The organism is Nocardioides turkmenicus (assembly GCF_011045035.1).
Taxonomy (GTDB): domain Bacteria; phylum Actinomycetota; class Actinomycetes; order Propionibacteriales; family Nocardioidaceae; genus Nocardioides; species Nocardioides turkmenicus.
On the sequence record NZ_JAALAA010000001.1, the window covers coordinates 305,246 to 322,087 of the forward strand.

The following is a 16,842-nucleotide window of genomic DNA, read 5'->3' on the forward strand; positions in this document are numbered from 1 at the left end:
CAGCAGCCAGGCGACCACGGCGGCCAGGGCACCCCACCAGCCGGCAAGCAGGCCGGCCACGAGGACCAGCACCCCGCCGTCGTACCACCGCCACGGCGCGGCCACCGGGAACAGCTCGAGGCTGGGCGGGGTGCCGCGGCGGCGCCACGAGGTCGCCAGCGCGAGCGCCAGCACCAGCGCCGCGCCGCCCGCGCCGGCGAGCAGCCCGGCACGGTAGGTGCCCTCGGGCGCGAAGCCGAAACGTACCTCTCCCCCGGCTCCGGCGGGCACGATCCAGCCCTGCTGCCAGCCGTCGACCCGCTGGGCGCGCAGCGGCTTGCCGTCGAGAGTGGCGGTGGCGCCGGTGTTGATGTTCTGCGGGAGCACGAGAACCCGGTCGTACGTCTCGGCGGAGACGGTCGCCGAGACCGCCGCGTCGCGCTCGTTCCGCTCGACCTCGACCGCCACCGGCGGCTCGGCGTCGGCGATCACGTCGGCGCTGAGCTCTAGGCTGTCGAACCGAAGGGCGCCACCTGCCGAAGCGGAGCCCGAGGCGATCGGAGCCGGGTCGGCGAGCAGCGTGTTCTCACCGGCCGCCAGGGCGAGCGGTGCGGTGCCGCAGACCCGCAGCGGCACCTCGCCGCCGCGCAGCAGGTCGGCGAGCGACCCATCGACCGACGTACGCAGCAGCCGGTCGCCCACGCGGATGTGCGGGCCGTCGGCGCAGCCCGCCCGGAGCCGGCCGTCGCCGAGCGAGCGGCCGTTGACCTGCAGCTCGGAGATACCGGCAGGCAGCTCGGTGGCGTCGGCCAGGCTCGAGGGCTGGTCGTAGGCGGCGTCGGTCTCGGTGATCCGGATGCGGAGCCGGTCGGTGCGCCAGCCGTCAGGGACAGCCACGTCGCCGTCCTCGTCGACCTTCCGGGTGACCGTGCGCTTGGGCCGGCGCAGGTCGGTGATCTCGACCTCGGTGGGGATGCTGACCGCGGCGGCCTCGTTCACGACGAGCCGCAGGGACCTGATCCGCTGCCGCTCGGGCAGACCGAGGGTCACCGTCGCCGGGTCGGTCGACGGAGCGCGCCAGGAGGTGCCGTCGTCGCCGTCGGCCATCGCGAGCGCCGACTGGGCGATGTCGCCGCGGCTCGGGGCGGTGATGTCGATGCCGGCGAGGTCGGCGGCCGCCTCGGCGTAGTCGTGGTCGCGGCGTAGTGACACGGTCCCGCTGACGTCGAAGGACTGCCCGCGGGCGAGGGTGACCAGCCGGTCGAGATGGTCGCCGTCGTCGCCGGTGCCGGCCAGGAACGGCTCGCAGTAGAGCACCCCGCCCTGATCGATGCAGCCGCTGCGGTCGGCGTCGCGGCCGAGCCGGATCTTGCGGATCGTGGCGTCCTCCGGCGGCTCCGGGAGCGCGACCAGGCGCTGCGCCTCGACACCCTCGATGTCGAGCTCGCTGATCCCCCAGGGCCCGTGGGCGGTGGCGCCGCGGGCGGTGATGGTGAGGTTGCGCGCGCTGAACCCGGTGAGGTCGTACGTCGCCTGCTCGCCCGGTTGCGGGGCGTAGACCTTGCGCATCTGGGCGCCGGCGACGAGCTCGAGCCGCTCGACCCCGACCACGTTGTCGGGCAGCGTGATGGTGACCTTGCCGAGGTCGACCTCGTCCTCGAACCGCACCCGGAGCCAGGCGCCCTCGGGCTCGAGGCCCCAGCCGGTCTCGGTGCGCCACGCGGTGTCGGGGTCGCTGTCCAGGGCGGCCGAGGGGGCCCGGCCGCGGTCGACCGGCACCTCGGTCGGCGTAGCCGCGGAGCTGGAGGCCTCGACGGCCTCGACGCCGCGCCAGACCACGGTGCTCTGCCACCGCTCCTGGTCCTCCAGGTAGCGGTGGAAGCTCTCGGGCTGGTCGGAGTCGACGCCCTCCTCGGCGGTGCGGGTCGCGGAGGAGTTGGCACGGACCCCGGAGAAGATCGTCGTTCGCCGCCGCTGACCGTCGGTCAGGATGACGTCGGCCTGGGTCTCGGCGTCCTCGGCCGACCGGGTGTCGTCGGCGGTCAGCACCGCCTGGGCCCCGCTGGCGGGCTCGCCGGGGTCGCCCATCACGGTCGTCCTCGCGGGGATGAGCGTCGCACCGGCCGACGCGCCGTCGACGCGATAGATCTCGATGGGGGGATACTCACCGGCCAGTCCCCCGTCGACGAGCACCCGGGTGCCCTTCTCGCGGTGGTAGGTGGTGTTGCCGAAGTCGGCGCCGAACCTCGCCTCCCGGGTCAGCCCGGGCGACTGGTCGAGGGTGGCGTGCACCAACGAGGGCGGCGGGGCTCCGGTCGTGCCCCAGTGGAGATCGTTGCGCACCAGCAGCCGGGTGACGCCGGCCTTGGCCAGCATCGGCGCGAGGTCCGCGCTCGGGGTGCCGCGCTCGAGCTCCTCGGTGACCCGGTCGAGCCAGACGACGTTGCCGGGCTCGGCCAGCGGCACCACGCCGCGTACGGCCCAGCGGGAGTCGGCGTACGGCTGCAGGACCTCGTCGTGGGTGCTGCCCCACAGGTAGTCGCCGAACCGCGCCGCGGGGACCACGAGCGTGACCCCGCCGTCGTCGTTCTCGGAGAGGTGGTCGGCCGCGTCGGTCCAGAAGCCGGGGACGTTCTCGATCGACCCCGGCGGCGGCACCTGGCCCCGCACCCAGGGCACCGCGAGCCCGGCCAGCGAGGCGGCCACCGCGATGACGAACACGGTCCGCAGCCACTGCGCGGCCTTCGTGCTCGTCCCCGAGGCGCGCGCCAGGCCGGCGCGGAAGAGGATGGTCTCGACGGTGAGCACGACGCCGGCGGCGAGCCCGAGGCGGAGGACGGCGTCGTACTTGTGGCTGTTGCGGACCGCGGCCAGCGCGCCGTCGACGAGGTCCTGGCGCGACTCGGCGCCCCAGCCGGCCAGCGCGCCGGTGTAGCCGATCCCGACGAGGACGGCGCCGGCCAGGACGCAGCCGATGAGGAACCTGCTCTCCGGGTGGCGGCGGGCGCGGCCCACCCCGGCGAGCCCGGCCAGCCCGATCGCGACGACGGCGGCGGCGTCGAGGACGAGGTAGGGGGTGGCGTGCAGGAGCTGCCCGGCCGGGTAGTAGATCGGGTCGGCGTAGGCGACCCAGTCGGAGGTGCCGAGCAGGGTCGGCAGCAGACCGGTGGTCGAGGCGGTCACCGCCGCGGTCTCGATGTAGTCGAGGAAGGGCGGGATGTAGCGGCCCTGGAGGACCAGCGGGATCGTCCACCACGGGGTGGCGAGGATGGTGAACACGCCCCACAGGACGAGCGCGGCGAACCGCCGCATCCCGGTGCGGGTCAGCAGGAAGACCACACCCGGGACCAGCACCGCCGAGACCGCGGTCGCGTTGACGCCGCCCGCGCAGGCGACCGCGAGGGCGGCCAGCGCGCACCAGCGCACCAGGTCCTTAGTCGTGGTGGTGCCGCTGGCCCGGATGACCGCGAGCAGCACCCACGGCGCCACCGCGGTCGGCCACAGCTCGACCGAGTTGGCGCCGAGGATGGTCATCACGCGCGGTGTCAGGACGTACGCCGCGGCGCCCGCCACCTGCGCCCACGGCCGCCCGAGCCGCAGCTCCCGGGCGACCATCAGGACGCCGAGGAAGGCCAGGTTGAGCAGCAGCGCCCACCACAGCCGCTGGATCACCCACTCGGGCAGGTGTGCCAGCTGGCCCAGGCCGTAGAAGGGCCCCATCGGCCACAGGTAGCCGATCGCCTGGTTCTGCACCTGGCCGAAGGCGCCCTGGGCGTCCCACATGTTCATCGCCCGGGACAGGAAGGCCCACGGATCGGCGCTCAGGTCGAACTTGGTGTCCGCGACGATCCGGCCCGGGGCCTGGGTGAACGTGATCGCGGTCAGGATCGCGACGTACGCGGTGATCCGCAGGGGTGAAGTGGCCGACGGCGGCTCCGGGGTCACCTCTTGCGCAGCACGAGCAGGAGGTTCCACGAGAGCACCTCCCTCACCACCGGGACCCGCATCAGCCACGCCGCCCACGCAGGGTGGTAGCGCGGAACCGCAGCCAGGATCTCGGCGTTGCCCGCCCTGCGCTGGGCGCGCGCCCAGCGGAGGCCGGCGGCGGCGGTCGCCGCGTACATCGACTCGCCGAACTTGTTCTTGGGCTCGTGGCCGTGCTTGCGCAGGTAGCGGCGGCGCGCGTAGCGGCCGCCGAGCAGGTGCCACGGGCTGGTCTCGTGGCCGCCCCAGGGACCCCACCACAGCGTGTAGGAGCAGAAGACGACGCCGCCGGGCTTGGTGACCCTGAGCATCTCGTCGAGCATGGCCGTCGGGGTCGGCACGTGCTCGAGGACGTTGGACGAGTAGCAGGCGTCGACGCTCCCGGTCCGGACGGGAAGCCGCATCCCGTCGCCGAGCATGCTGCCCTCGGCGACGATGCCGGCGCCCTGCATCTCGCCGGCGTCGGCATCCAGGGCCAGGTAGGTCGCGCCCGCGTTCATGAACGCGTCGCGGAAGTAGCCCGGGCCGCCGCCGACGTCGAGCAGCACCGTGCCGTCCAGGGTCTCACCGTCGGTGTAGTGCGCGAGCTGGCCGACGGAGTCCGCGGCCAGGGCGGTGTAGAAGCGTGCCGGGTCGGTCTGCTCGACGCGAAAGTCGCGGAACAGACGTACGGAGCGCCCCAGCGTCGCCTTCCAGCCATGGCCGGCCGCGGCGTCACGCTGGGAGTCGAGGAGGTTCGGCACGGCGGGAACCCTAACCGATTACCCCAGCGGGTGTGCATTTGATCACGAAATGTCCTACTCTCCAGTAACTGCGTGGCCCCTGGGGAGGGAGCACTCAGCAGCGGGGAACTGCGAGATTCAGGGGAGCAACCGTACTTTGCGCGCTAATGAGGGAGCGCGGCTGAACGGCGCCCATGTGGCCGTGTTCAGCTGGCGCGATTCTGAGAACCCTGAGGCCGGTGGGGCCGAGCACTACCTCCACCAGATCACCGCCGGGCTGGTCGACGCCGGAGCACGGGTGACGGTCTTCACCGCGGCCTACCCGGGCGCACGTGCCCACGAGGAGCGCGACGGCATCCGCTACGTACGCCGCGGCGGCAAGCTCAGCATCTACCTGTGGGGCGTGCTGCTGCTCGCCCTGGGAAGGCTGGGCCCGATCGGCCGCGTCGACGCGGTCATCGACGTGCAGAACGGGCTGCCGTTCTTCACGCCGCTCGGCACCCGGGCGCCGGTCACGGTGCTCGTCCACCACGTCCACCGCGAGCAGTGGCCGGTGGTCTACCCGGGCCTGCCCGGACGGATCGGCTGGTGGGTCGAATCGTGGCTGGCGCCACGGCTCTACCGCCGCAAGCAGTACGTCGCGGTCTCCCGCGCCACCCGGGCCGAGCTCGCCACGCTCGGCGTCGACCCTGCCCGGGTCGCGGTCGTGCACAACGGTGCCGCGCCGGCGCTGAGCGACCGGCCGGCCAAGACCGAGCACCCCTCGATCTGCGTCGTCGGACGGCTGGTGCCGCACAAGCGGGTCGAGCTCGCGGTCGACGCGGTGGTGGCGCTGCGGGCGTCCTACCCGGACCTGCGGCTGACCATCGTGGGCGGCGGCTGGTGGGCCGACGAGCTGGCTGCGTACGTCTCGCGGGTGGGGGCCGGCGACTTCGTCGAGATGCTGGGGCACGTCTCGGAGGAGCTGAAGGAGGCCGTCTACGAGCGCTCCTGGCTGATGGCGCTTCCCTCGCTGAAGGAGGGCTGGGGCCTGGTGGTCACCGAGGCCGCCCAGCACGGCACCCCGACCGTCGCCTTCCGCGACGCCGGCGGGACGACCGAGTCGATCGACGACGGCGAGTCCGGCGTGCTGGTCGACGACCAGCCCGGGTTCGTGGCCGCGCTCGACCACCTGCTCGGCGACGAGATCCGCCGCAAGGAGCTCGCCGAGGGTGCCCGCTGGCACGCCCGCAAGCACACCTGGGAGCAGAGCCAGCTCAACTTCAACGCCGTGCTCGCCTCGGCCCTGCAGGGCCACGTGGTCGGCGCGGACTGACTGCTTATATGGAGAAGGGGCCCGGCGGATCACCGCCGGGCCCCTTCGCTTGGGTCTGGGTTCAGTCGTTGGTGCCGTACTGAACCGTCGACTCGGAGACGCTCGGAGGATTCTCGACGGTGTTGTCCGTGCTGCTGGTGACGACTCCGACGATGGTCGCTGCGGCGACTCCGCCGCCCACAAGAATGCTGGCGACGATGGCAATGATGTTGCCCATGGATATGTGACCTCCCTCTCCTAGCCGCGAACCTTAGCAGTCTGCCGACGAACCATACTGATCAGTAGCAAAACTGTTGACGTTGTGGCTCCGATCCAGGCCAGGCCGTACGCCACCCAAGCCCCGATCACCGCCGGACCGGCCTTCGCCGCCGGTGTCCGGTGGTCGCGTTCGGGCAGTCGCTGCACGAGCAGGTCACCGCCCTCATAGACGATCTCGCCGGCGATCCGTGGGGCGTCGCCTGCGGAGCGGTCGGTGATGACGTACCCGATCCCGAGCTGTCGCAGGTTGGTGACCTGTCCCGTGACGTCGGTGTTGGAGAGCTCGTCGAAGACCGTCGCCGTCCGCAGGTCCTCCCCCGGGATCACCGTGCTGCCGATGACCAGGTCTCCGTTCACGATGCTCGCGCGGGTCAGCATCCGCGGCAGCGGGTCGAGCACGGGACGGCCGCCGTTCCACGAGGGTGCGCGGTAGGCGGACCACGGCAGGACGAGTACGTCCCCCGGTGCGGTCTCCTCGCCGAGCGCCCCGCGGGCGTGGTGCCACGCGGGCGGGTAGTCGGCGGTGCCGATCCCGCCCGCGAGGCCCCAGGCGGCGTCGGTGAGCACGGCGACCGGCGTGAGCGCGAGGACGATCGCGGCCGCCCAGCGGGGCGCCGTTGTGCGGAGTCGCTCGGTCAGGGTGTCGACTCCCGCCGCGACGGTCACGACCAGCAGCGGCAGGCAGAGCGGGAGCAGACGGCTGCTGTCGCGGAGCAGCGCCAAGCCGGGTACGTCCCGGGCGAGGGCGTCGAGGGCCTCCGGCACAGCCCAGCCGGCGAGCGCGACCGCCAGGCCGGCGACCCACAGCGCCAGGATCGCCACCCGCTGACCGTCCGACGCCCACCACCGGCGGAGCCCGGCCACAGCGAGCGCCATGACGAGCAGCAACGCCGCCCAGGCCGCCCAGCCCTCGCGGCTCGCCGGAACGACCGACGTGTTCCAGATCCCGGCGAGCGACAGCGCCGCCAGCGGGGCGGGCAGCGCGTCGCCGCGCAGCGCGAAGACGTCGAACCCGGTGGCCGACGCCGCCTCGGAGGCGTGGGTCAGGCCGCTGACGAGCCAGGGCGCGTTGACCGCCACCACCGCGGCGAGCAGCAGGACCGGCCGGCGGCCGCGGCGCAGACCGGTGGCGAGGAGCACGGCCCCCGCGACGATCCCCGCGCTCGCGCTCAGGCTCCCGGCGAGCAGCACCGGCAGCATCCACACCGGGCCCCGCTCCCCCGCCGCCCAGCGGCGGCCGGCCACCACCAGCCAGGGGACGGCGGCGTAGGCCAGCAGCATCGGCCAGTGGCCCATCCAGAGCCGCTCGGCGACGTACGGGCTCCAGACCGTCAGACTCACCACGGCCAGCCGGGCGGTGAGCGAGCGGTCGCGCACCACCTCCGCGGCCCCGGCCCCGGCGAGCACGAGCGCCCCCACGAGGACGATCTTCTGCAGCACCAGGCCCGGCACGATCTCGTCGAGCACCGCGACCACCGCGTCCGAGGGCACCGCCCGCGGCAGCCCCGACCCGAGCCCGAGCACGTCGCGGGTCAGCGCGAGGTCGGACACCCACACCATGTCGTAGGTGAGCACGAAGCCGGGCCCCAGCGCCGGCCCCAGCATCAGCACCGCGAGCACGCCCGCCCACAAGGTCGGCACCACCCGCTCGCTCACGCCGCCACCCTAAGCCGAGACGTCAGTTCTGCAGGCCGAGACGTCAGTTCTGGCGACCGAGACGTCACTTGTGGCGAACGAGTTCCGATCCTGGGCGGATGCCGGTGCCGGCATGTGACCTGCCGCACCATAGGCTTTCCAGGTGCCCACGATGACCGCCAGCCCGACCAGCGCCCGCCGGCGCAGGCTGTCGGCGCTCGTCCGCAGCAGCGGCTTCCTCGCGGTCTGCATCATGGTCACCAACGTCGCGACCTACGGGTTCCAGATCATCGCCGCCCGGATCCTCGGCCCCGGACAGTACGGCGGCGTCGCGTCGATGATGTCGCTGCTCCTCGTGGTCGGCGTGGTCCAGCTCGGGATGCAGGCGACGGCCTCGCGCCGGGTCACCGAGACGCCCGGCCAGGAGCGCGCCATCGAGCAGACGGTGCTGCGGGCGACCTACCGCGCAGCCATCGTGGTCGGCGTGGTCATGCTCGCCGCTTCGCCACTGGTGTGGCGGATGCTTCGGCTCGACTCGATCTATCCGGCCCTGCTGGTTGCGGTCTGTGCGGTGCCGCTGACGATCATGGGCGGCCAGGCCGGGGTGCTGCAGGGCGAGCGTCGCTGGCTCGACCTGGCGATGGTCTACCTGGCCCTCGGCATCCCCCGCGTGGTGGTCGCCACTGCCGCGATGTGGGTACGCCCGACCGAGGGCGCCGCGATGGCCGGCGTCGCGCTCGCCCAGTTCGCGCCGGCGGTCGTCGGGTGGTGGGTGCTGCGGCGGCGTACGGTTGCTGCTGCCTCTGCCGACGCGAGGCCCGGCCCCGTCAAGCCCGTCATCCTGGAGATGCTGCACGGCTCGATCGCGCTGCTGGGCTTCTTCGCGCTCTCCAACGTCGACATCCTGATCGCGCGCAACGTACTCTCCGACCACGTCTCCGGCCTGTACGCCGGTGGCCTGATCCTCACCAAGGCCGTGCTGTTCCTGCCGCAGTTCGTGGTGATCATCGCGTTCCCGTCGATGTCGGCAGAAGCGAGTCGCCGCTCGGCGCTGGTCAAGTCGCTGGCCCTCGTCGGCGGTCTGGGCGCGTGCGCGATCGCCGGCTCCTGGCTGCTTTCCTGGCTGGCGATGATCTTCATCGGCGGTCCCGACTACGCCGAGATCGAGGGCCTGCTCTGGGTCTTCGCGATCCTCGGCATGGTGCTGTCCGTGCTCCAGCTCCTCGTCTACTCGGTCCTGGCCCGGCGCAGCCGGCTCTCGGCGTACCTCCTCTGGATCGCCGTCGCCGCGGTCGTCGCCGTCGGCGCGACGCAGACCACCGTGGAGGGCCTCGTCTGGTCGGTCCTCAGCATCGACGCCGTCCTCGTGGCCGTCCTCCTGACCGTCACCTTCTGGCGTCTCCACCAGACGTCCAACCGCGACTGACCTGCGATTTCACCAAACTGTCGGCGCGGCAGGCTTAGATGTGCGCATCATGCCTCGCTGGTCAATCGACGCCGTGGAGAAGGCGGCCCCCGACGCCGGGTCGCTCAACGCCGCCCGCAAGCTCGCCGTCCCCGGTCCCTGGTCGGAGACCGGCGCCACCGACGTGCTCGTCTGGGGCAAGTGCCAGGGCTCGGGCAAGAACCCCTACCAGGTGAGCGTCGACCTCACCGGCCCCGCCTACAAGTGCTCGTGCCCGTCGCGGAAGTTCCCGTGCAAGCACGCGATCGCGCTGCTGTTGCTGTGGGCCGAGGCGCAGGTGGGCGAGGTCGACGAGCCGGAGGCGTACGCCTCGGAGTGGGCCGCCCAGCGTGCCGCTCGTGCCGAGGGTGCCGCCGAGCGCGCATCGGCCCCGGCCAAGCCGGTGGACAAGGCTGCTCAGGCGAGACGGGCCGCCGAGCGCCGGGCGCTGATGGACGGCGGCGTCGAGGACCTCGTGCTGTGGTTGGAGGACCTGGCGCGGGGCGGGCTCGCCACCGCGAAGACGCAGCCATGGGCCTGGTGGGACGCGGCCGCCTCCCGGCTGGTCGACGCACAGCTGCCCGGGCTCGGCGAGCGAGTCCGGGAGATGGCAGTCGCGGTCAACCGGCGTGAGGACTGGGCCGAGCATCTGCTGATCGAGATCGGCCGCTGGTGGACCGCGGCCCAGGCCTGGCGGTCCTGGGACTCCCTCGACGCCGACACCCAGGGCGACCTGCGCGTGGTCATCGGCTGGGCGGTGCCGAGCGCCCAGATCCTGGAGGCGGGGGTGCATGCCGACGTGTGGACCGTGCTGGGGGCGCACCGCGACGAACGCGGCAACCTGATCGAACAGCGGACGTGGCTGCGCTCCGACTCGGGCGAGACCGCGTTGCTCCTCGACTTCGCGGCAGGCGGCAATCCGCTGCCGATCGCCCGGCTGGCCGGAGCCCGGCTGGAGGCATCGGTCGGCTTCTATCCCGGCCATGCGCCGCGCAGGGTCGTGCTCGCCTCGGAGCCGGCAGCGCTTCCCGCCACCTCCGACCTCGGGAGCGCGACCGATCTCGCCGGCGCGCGAGCGGCGCTCGCGGCCATCCGCGCGAGCAACCCGTGGGCCGACCGGGCACCGGTCGTGGTCCGCGTTGCCGCGTCCGTGCCCGAGGGCGACGAGCAGCCGTTCGTCGTGGACGACGTCGGCCACCAGGTGCCGCTGCTCGGCGAGCCGGGGACCTGGTGGCGGCTGCTGGCGCTGACCGGGGGTCATCCGGTGACCGCGTTCGGGGAGATCGAGGACGCCGGGCTGCGGGTGCTCACCGTGGCAGGGGTCGAGGAAGGATCCGACGATGGGGAGCTGGTGGCGCTGTGAGCACGGTCGAGGAGTGGTGGGACGCCGTTGCCGCAGCCGCGCTGCTCGGCACGGCGCGGCGAGGCGTGCCCACGGCGCCCGAGACGGTGCCGATGCCGGATCGACGCGGGCCTTCGGCGCAGACCGCGCTGCTCGACGCGTCGGCGCTGGGTGGAGCGATGGTGCGCTCGGGGCGGCCGCTCCGCACCGGGTCCGCACCGGCGGCGGCCCCGGCCGACCGGCTGCCGGTGGCACCGGCTGGTGGCGTACAGCTGTTGGAGCTGGTGCTCAACCAGACGCCCGGTGGAGCGGACCTGAGGGGCGACCTCCTCGGCCACTGGCTGGCCTGTGCGAACGCGGCCGGCTACCGGGTGCCGTCGCGGCTGCTCCCCCGGCTGCTCGACCAGGCGCTGACCCGGCCCGAGCTGCACCGCGACGCGCTGGCGGCCGCCGACGCACGCGGCGCCTGGTTGGTGGCCAACCGGCGCCGGTGGCGTCCGATGATCGCCTCGGCGCAGGCCGCTGTCGCAGGTGAGAGGTCCCTCGACGACGCGGCCTGGGCCCGCGAGCCGACCGCGGCTCGCGCAGAGATGCTGACCCGGCTGCGGGCCGCCGACCCGGCCGCCGCACGCGAACGGCTCGAGTCGACATGGGCGAGCGAGAAGGCCGCCGACCGCGCCACCCTGATCAAGACGCTCCGGACCGGCCTGAGCCCCGAGGACGAGCCGTTCCTGGAGCGCGCCCTCGACGACCGGAGCGCGGACGTGCGGGGCTCCGCCCGGCTCCTGCTCGACGCCCTGCCCGGCTCGGCGCGCGGACAGCGGCTCGGCGCGCTGCTCCGTCCGCTCATCAGCGTGACCGGGATCGTCCGCCGGACGCTCCACGTCGCGCCGCCCGCCGAGGCCGACGCCGCGGCGACGCGCGACGGGCTCGACCAGGCGCCGAAGGGCCGCTCCCAGCGCGGCCACTGGCTCCAACAGCTGACCGCGGGTGCTCCGCTCGAGGTCTGGACCGACGCGACCGGACGCGACCCCGCTGCGACCTGGCCGATGATCACCGATCCCGACGCCCGCGCCGGCATCATCAGCGCCGTCATCGCCCGTCGCGACCCCGTCTGGGCCCGTGCGCTGGTCGACGACGTCCACCGCGGTGAGCTTCTCGAGATCGTGCCGAACGCCGACCGGGAGGCGATCGTGCTGCGTCAGCTCCTCACCGGCGCCGGCTCGGGAACCGGATCGGGCGCGACGACCATCTCGGCCCGGCTCCGCGCCGTCCCGGGGCCGTGGAGCCTCGACTTCAGCCGTACGATCCTGGATCTCCTTGCCGCCCGCGAACGCGAGCTGACCAGGTCGGTCGCCACCCTGGCCGCGCGGATGCCGCCCGAGATCGTGCCCGACCTGCACCGGCTGCCCGACGCCCTCGCCAAGCAGCGCAACCAGCTCATCCAGCACCTCTCCCTCGTCCACGCCATCACGGAGGCCTTCCAGTGACCGACATTCTTCGCGCCCATGCCGAGGACGCCTACGCCGCCGAGCTCTCCGCTCTGGCCGCCCACGACGCCGAGACCGGTCGGCCCCGCCCGCCGCAGTGGCGGCTCTCCCCGTGGGCCGTGACCACCTACCTCCTCGGGGGCGAGCTGCCGGACGGCACAGCGATCAGTGCGAAGTACGTCGGCGCCCGCCGTCTCATGGAGATCGCGGTCGCCTCGCTGGCCACCGACCGTGCGCTGCTGCTGCTCGGCGTGCCCGGCACGGCCAAGACCTGGGTGGGCGAGCACCTGGCCGCGGCGATCTCAGGCGACTCGACGCTCGTGGTCCAGGGCACCGCCGGCACGCCCGAGGAATCGCTGCGCTACGGCTGGAACTACGCTCGCCTCCTCGCCGAGGGCCCGTCACGGGCCGCGCTGGTGCCGAGCCCGGTGATGCGGGCGATGGAGACCGGGGCACTCGTACGCATCGAGGAGCTGACCCGCATCCCCGCCGACGTCCAGGACGGCCTCATCTCGATCCTCTCGGAGAAGACGCTGCCGCTGCCCGAGCTCGACGACGAGGTGCAGGCACGGCAGGGGTTCAACGTCATCGCGACCGCGAACAACCGTGACAAGGGCGTCAACGACCTCTCCTCCGCGCTCAAGCGGCGCTTCAACACGGTCGTGCTGCCGCTGCCGGACACCCTCGACGACGAGGTGTCGATCGTGCGGACCCGGGTCGAGCAGCTCGGTGCCTCGCTCGCGCTGCCCGCCGACCTGAGCCACCTGGCCGAGATCGAGCGAGTGGTCACCATCTTCCGTGAACTCCGCTCGGGCGTCACCGCCGACGGCCGTACGTCGGTGAAATCGCCCTCCGCCACTCTCTCGACCGCCGAGGCGATCTCGGTGATGACCAACGGGGTGGCGCTGGCGGCTCACTTCGGCGACGGCGTGGTGCGGGCCGACGACGTCGCGGCCGGGTTGGTCGGCGCGGTCGTGAAGGATCCGGTGCAGGACCGGATCGTGTGGCAGGAGTACCTCGACACCGTGGTCCGCGACCGCCCGAGCTGGGCCGACCTCTACCGCGCCTGCCGGGAGCTGGTGTGACCGAGCGCAGCTGCGCCTTCGAGGTCCTGGGCGTACGCCACCACGGGCCAGGCTCTGCCCGGTCGGTGGCGGCCGCGCTCGAGGAGCTCTCCCCCGATCTGGTCGTTATCGAGGGACCACCGGAGCTCGACACGCTGCTGGAGCTGGCCGGCGGCCCGGACCTGGTCCCGCCGGTCGCAGCACTGGTCTACGCGGTCGACGAGCCGCGTCGCTCGGCGTTCTACCCGTTCGCGTTCTTCTCCCCGGAGTGGGTCGCGATGCGATGGGCGCTGGAGCATCGCGTCGACGTCCGCTTCGCGGACCTTCCGGCGACGCACGTCCTGGCCCCGGGCGCAACATCTGAGGAAGTGACGGACGAGCGGTCCGAGCCGCGCCCGGCGGGCTCGGACCCGATCACCCGGCTCGCCCGGGCAGCGGGCTACGACGATCCCGAGCGTTTCTGGGAGGACGCCGTCGAGCACCGTGCCGAGTCGTCGCTGGGCCGGTTCACCGCGATCCGCGAGGCGATGGCGGAGATCCGCGCCGAGGATCCGGTCGATCGCGAGAACGAGCGGCGCGAGGCGTACATGCGCAAGGTGCTGCGCGCGGCCAGACGTGAGGGTCGTGAGCGGGTCGCGATGGTCTGCGGCGCCTACCATGCCCCGGTCCTGCACCCGTCGGCCTGGCCGAAGGTCGCCGACGACAACGCGCTGCTCAAGGGACTGCCGAGGATCAAGGTCACCGCCACCTGGGCGCCCTGGACCGCCGGCCGGCTCGCGGCTGACTCCGGCTACGGCGCCGGCGTCACGTCCCCCGGCTGGTACCAGCACCTCTACGCCCACTGGCACGCCGGCACCCCCGACGACGTCGTGCCCGGCTGGCTCACCCGGGTCGCCCGGGTGCTCCGTTCCGAGGGACTGGCCGCGGCTCCCGCGACGGTCGTGGAAGCCGTACGCCTCGCCGAGGCACTCGCCGCGGTCCGGGGCCGACCGTCGGCCGGTCTCGAGGAGCTCCAGGACGCCACGGTCGCGGTGCTGTGCGAGGGTTCGCGGCTACCGCTGGCGCTGGTGGAGCGCACGCTGGTGGTCGGCGAGGAGCTCGGCCAGGTGCCCGAGTCGGCGCCGCTGGTGCCGCTCGCCCAGGATCTCGCCCGCCAGCAGAAGCGGCTCCGCCTCAAGCCGTCCGCCAGTGAGACCACCGTGGTGCTCGACCTGCGCCGCGACGCCCAGCGCGAGCGGTCGCTGCTGCTCCACCGGCTGCGGCTGCTCGGCATCCACTGGGCCACCGAGGCCGACCGTGGCGGCACCAAGGGCACCTTCAAGGAGGCGTGGACGCTCGAGTGGCAGCCGGAGTTCGCCGTACGCCTGGTCGAGGCCGGTCTCTACGGCACCACCGTGGTCGCCGCGGCCGAGGGGCTCGTCGCCGAGCGGGCCGCGAAGGCCGACGACCTCGGCCCCCTGGCCGAGCTCATCGACCAGGCACTGGTCGCCGACCTCCCGGCCGGACTCGAGGCCGCGATTGCGGCCCTCGCCGAGCGCACCGCCCACCAGCACGACACCCTCTCCCTGCTCCGGGCGATCGAGCCGTTGGCGCGGACCCAGAGGTATGGGGACGTACGCGGCTCCGACACCGCCGTCGTCGCCGGCGTGCTCCACACCGTGGTGCTCCGCGCCGCCGCCGGGCTGCGGGCCGCCTGCACCTCGCTCGACGACGACGCGGCCGCCGCCATGAAGGGCGCGCTCGACGCCGCCCACCGCGGCGTGTCGCTGGTCGGCGAGGCGCCCGCCGGGTCCTCGGCTCCGGCGTGGGTGGCGACCTGGGAGCAGGCGCTCGTCGCGCTCGCCGCCGACGATCAGGTCCACGGGCTGGTCGCCGGGCGGGTCAACCGCATCCTCCTCGACTCCGAGCAGGTGAGCATCGGGACCGTCTCCGCGCGGCTCAGCCGTCAGCTCTCCCGCGGCACCTCCCCCGAGCATGCCGCTGCCTGGGTGGACGGGCTGCTCGAGGGCGAGGCGCTCCTCCTGCTCCACGAGATCGAGCTCCTCCGCCTCCTCGACGAGTGGGTCGCGAGCGTTGCGGAGACCACCTTCGAGGACCTGCTGCCGCTGCTGCGCCGCACCTTCTCCCGCTTCCAGTCGCCCGAGCGCCGCCAGATCGGGGGCCGCGTACGCAACCTCGACGCCGCCGCCGACCTCCACCACACCACCGCCACCCTCGACCTCGACCTCGACCTCGCGCTGCCCGCCGCCGCGCGGGTCGCCGACCTGCTGCAGCTGGAGCTCGCATGACCACCGAACGCGACCGCCTCACCCGCTGGCGCCTGGTGCTCGGCGGCGACGCCGAGGAGACTCTGGGGTCCGGCACCGGCGGCACGCCCATGTCGCTGACCGCCGAGGACCGCGCCCGCGATGAGGCGCTCGAGCAGCTCTACGGCGAGCAGCCGAAGGGCCGCAGCGCGGGGCTCGGCGGGTCCGCTCCCCGGGTCGCCCGGTGGCTCGGCGACATCCGCACCTACTTCCCGACCTCGGTCGTGAAGGTGATGCAGGGCGACGCGATGGACCGCCTCGGGCTCCACCAGCTCCTCACCGAGCCCGAGATGCTCGACTCGGTCCAGCCCGACATCCACCTGGTCTCCACCCTGATCGGCCTCGGCCGGGTGATCCCCGAGCACAGTCGTGAGTCGGCCCGGGCCGTCGTACGCACCGTCACCGACGAGCTCGAGTCCCGGCTCCGCTCCCAGACGGTGCAGGCGGTCACCGGCGCCCTCAACCGGGCCGCCCGCACCCGTCGTCCGCGACCCGCCGACATCGACTGGGGACGTACGATCGCCGCCAACCTCAAGCACTACCTGCCCGAGCACCACACGGTCGTACCCGAGCGCCTCGTCGGCCACGCCCGCAAGGCCCAGCAGACGCAACGACGCATCATCCTCTGCATCGACCAGTCCGGCTCGATGGCCGAGTCCGCCGTCTACTCCAGCGTCTTCGGCGCCGTCCTCGCCTCGCTCCGCTCGGTCGAGACCAAGCTCGTCGCCTTCGACACCGAGATCATCGACCTCACCGAGGACCTCGACGACCCCGTGGACGTCCTCTTCGGCGTACAGCTCGGCGGCGGCACCGACATCAACCGTGCCCTCGCCTATTGCCAGAGCCTCATCGAGCAGCCCGAGGAGACCGTGCTGGTCCTCATCAGCGACCTCTACGAGGGAGGGATCCGCGAGGAGATGCTGCGCCGTTCCCGCGAGATCACCGACTCGGGAGCCACCATGGTCGCGCTCCTCGCCCTCAGCGACTCCGGCGCTCCCAGCTACGACGCCGGCCACGCCGCCGCACTCGCAGACCTCGGCATCCCCGCCTTCGCCTGCACCCCCGACCTCTTCCCCGACCTCATGGCCGCCGCCATCGACAAGCGCGACCTCGGCGCCTGGGCCAGCGAGAACGACATCACCACCGCCGCCCCCACCGACTGACCCACACCGAGACGTCAGTTCCGTCGGCCGAGACCTCAGTTCTGTCGGCCGAGACGTCAGTTGTGGGCGACGAAAGTGGAGTTTCGTCGCCCACAACTGCCTATTCGGCCAACAGAACTACCGATTCGTACGCCACAACT

At 73.0% G+C, this 16,842-nt stretch carries 10 protein-coding genes and 1 pseudogene; 7 read left to right on the top strand and 4 right to left on the bottom strand.

Annotated elements, in window-relative coordinates:
- Positions 1-747: 747 nt before the first annotated feature.
- Together G5C66_RS27015 and G5C66_RS01490 are read right to left on the bottom strand one after the other, a co-directional pair.
- Positions 748-4,002 (bottom strand): annotated as a pseudogene (locus G5C66_RS27015) (alpha-(1->3)-arabinofuranosyltransferase domain-containing protein); the annotation flags it as partial.
- Entirely contained in the window at positions 3,921-4,706 is a 786-nt protein-coding gene (locus G5C66_RS01490) for a methyltransferase domain-containing protein (protein ID WP_165108994.1), read from the bottom strand. The pseudogene G5C66_RS27015 and the gene G5C66_RS01490, both read right to left, overlap by 82 nt.
- A gap of 175 nt (positions 4,707-4,881) precedes the next feature.
- Between G5C66_RS01490 and G5C66_RS01495 the strand changes: the two genes are divergently transcribed.
- On the top strand, positions 4,882-6,000 hold the full coding sequence (locus G5C66_RS01495; protein WP_338144031.1) for a glycosyltransferase family 4 protein: 1,119 nt from the start codon (positions 4,882-4,884) through the stop codon (positions 5,998-6,000).
- A 61-nt stretch (positions 6,001-6,061) separates the two neighbouring features.
- Here the strand turns inward: G5C66_RS01495 and G5C66_RS01500 are convergent, their stop codons facing one another.
- Together G5C66_RS01500 and G5C66_RS01505 are read right to left on the bottom strand one after the other, a co-directional pair.
- Positions 6,062-6,217: a hypothetical protein gene (locus G5C66_RS01500; RefSeq protein WP_160024268.1), complete on the bottom strand. Its 156-nt coding sequence runs from the start codon at positions 6,215-6,217 to the stop codon at positions 6,062-6,064.
- 20 nt (positions 6,218-6,237) lie between these two features.
- Positions 6,238-7,914, bottom strand: a complete 1,677-nt coding sequence (locus G5C66_RS01505) for an MmpA family trehalose lipid delivery protein (RefSeq protein ID WP_165108998.1) — start codon at positions 7,912-7,914, stop codon at positions 6,238-6,240.
- Between the two features lie 151 nt (positions 7,915-8,065).
- On the opposite strand from G5C66_RS01505, the gene G5C66_RS01510 reads away from it, so the two are divergent.
- Genes G5C66_RS01510 through G5C66_RS01535 form a run of 6 tightly spaced genes read left to right on the top strand, consistent with a single transcriptional unit; the run spans position 8,066 to position 16,702 of the window.
- The gene (locus tag G5C66_RS01510; RefSeq protein ID WP_165109293.1) at positions 8,066-9,319 is read left to right on the top strand and encodes a lipopolysaccharide biosynthesis protein; all 1,254 of its coding nucleotides are present in this window, start codon (positions 8,066-8,068) and stop codon (positions 9,317-9,319) included.
- Between the two features lie 49 nt (positions 9,320-9,368).
- On the top strand, positions 9,369-10,700 hold the full coding sequence (locus G5C66_RS01515) for an SWIM zinc finger family protein (protein WP_165109000.1): 1,332 nt from the start codon (positions 9,369-9,371) through the stop codon (positions 10,698-10,700).
- Positions 10,697-12,169, top strand: coding sequence for a DUF5691 domain-containing protein (locus G5C66_RS01520; protein WP_165109002.1), 1,473 nt, complete (start codon positions 10,697-10,699; stop codon positions 12,167-12,169). Before G5C66_RS01515 ends, G5C66_RS01520 begins: the two co-directional genes overlap by 4 nt.
- On the top strand, positions 12,166-13,254 hold the full coding sequence (locus tag G5C66_RS01525) for an AAA family ATPase (RefSeq protein ID WP_165109004.1): 1,089 nt from the start codon (positions 12,166-12,168) through the stop codon (positions 13,252-13,254). The genes G5C66_RS01520 and G5C66_RS01525 overlap by 4 nt, the downstream gene beginning before the upstream one ends.
- Positions 13,251-15,521 carry a DUF5682 family protein gene (locus G5C66_RS01530; protein ID WP_165109006.1) on the top strand — a complete coding sequence of 757 codons (2,271 nt, stop codon included), beginning with the start codon at positions 13,251-13,253 and terminating at the stop codon, positions 15,519-15,521. The genes G5C66_RS01525 and G5C66_RS01530 overlap by 4 nt, the downstream gene beginning before the upstream one ends.
- Positions 15,518-16,702, top strand: a complete 1,185-nt coding sequence (locus G5C66_RS01535) for a vWA domain-containing protein (protein ID WP_165109007.1) — start codon at positions 15,518-15,520, stop codon at positions 16,700-16,702. The genes G5C66_RS01530 and G5C66_RS01535 overlap by 4 nt, the downstream gene beginning before the upstream one ends.
- Positions 16,703-16,842: the final 140 nt, after the last annotated feature.

Excerpts from the sequence above, each read along its gene's own strand:
- G5C66_RS01515 (WP_165109000.1), top strand. The coding sequence starts at position 9,369 with ATGCCTCGCTGGTCAATCGACGCCGTGGAGAAGGCGGCCCCCGACGCC.
- G5C66_RS01535 (WP_165109007.1), top strand. The coding sequence starts at position 15,518 with ATGACCACCGAACGCGACCGCCTCACCCGCTGGCGCCTGGTGCTCGGC.
- G5C66_RS01510 (WP_165109293.1), top strand. The coding sequence starts at position 8,066 with ATGACCGCCAGCCCGACCAGCGCCCGCCGGCGCAGGCTGTCGGCGCTC.
- G5C66_RS01500 (WP_160024268.1), bottom strand. The coding sequence starts at position 6,217 with ATGGGCAACATCATTGCCATCGTCGCCAGCATTCTTGTGGGCGGCGGA.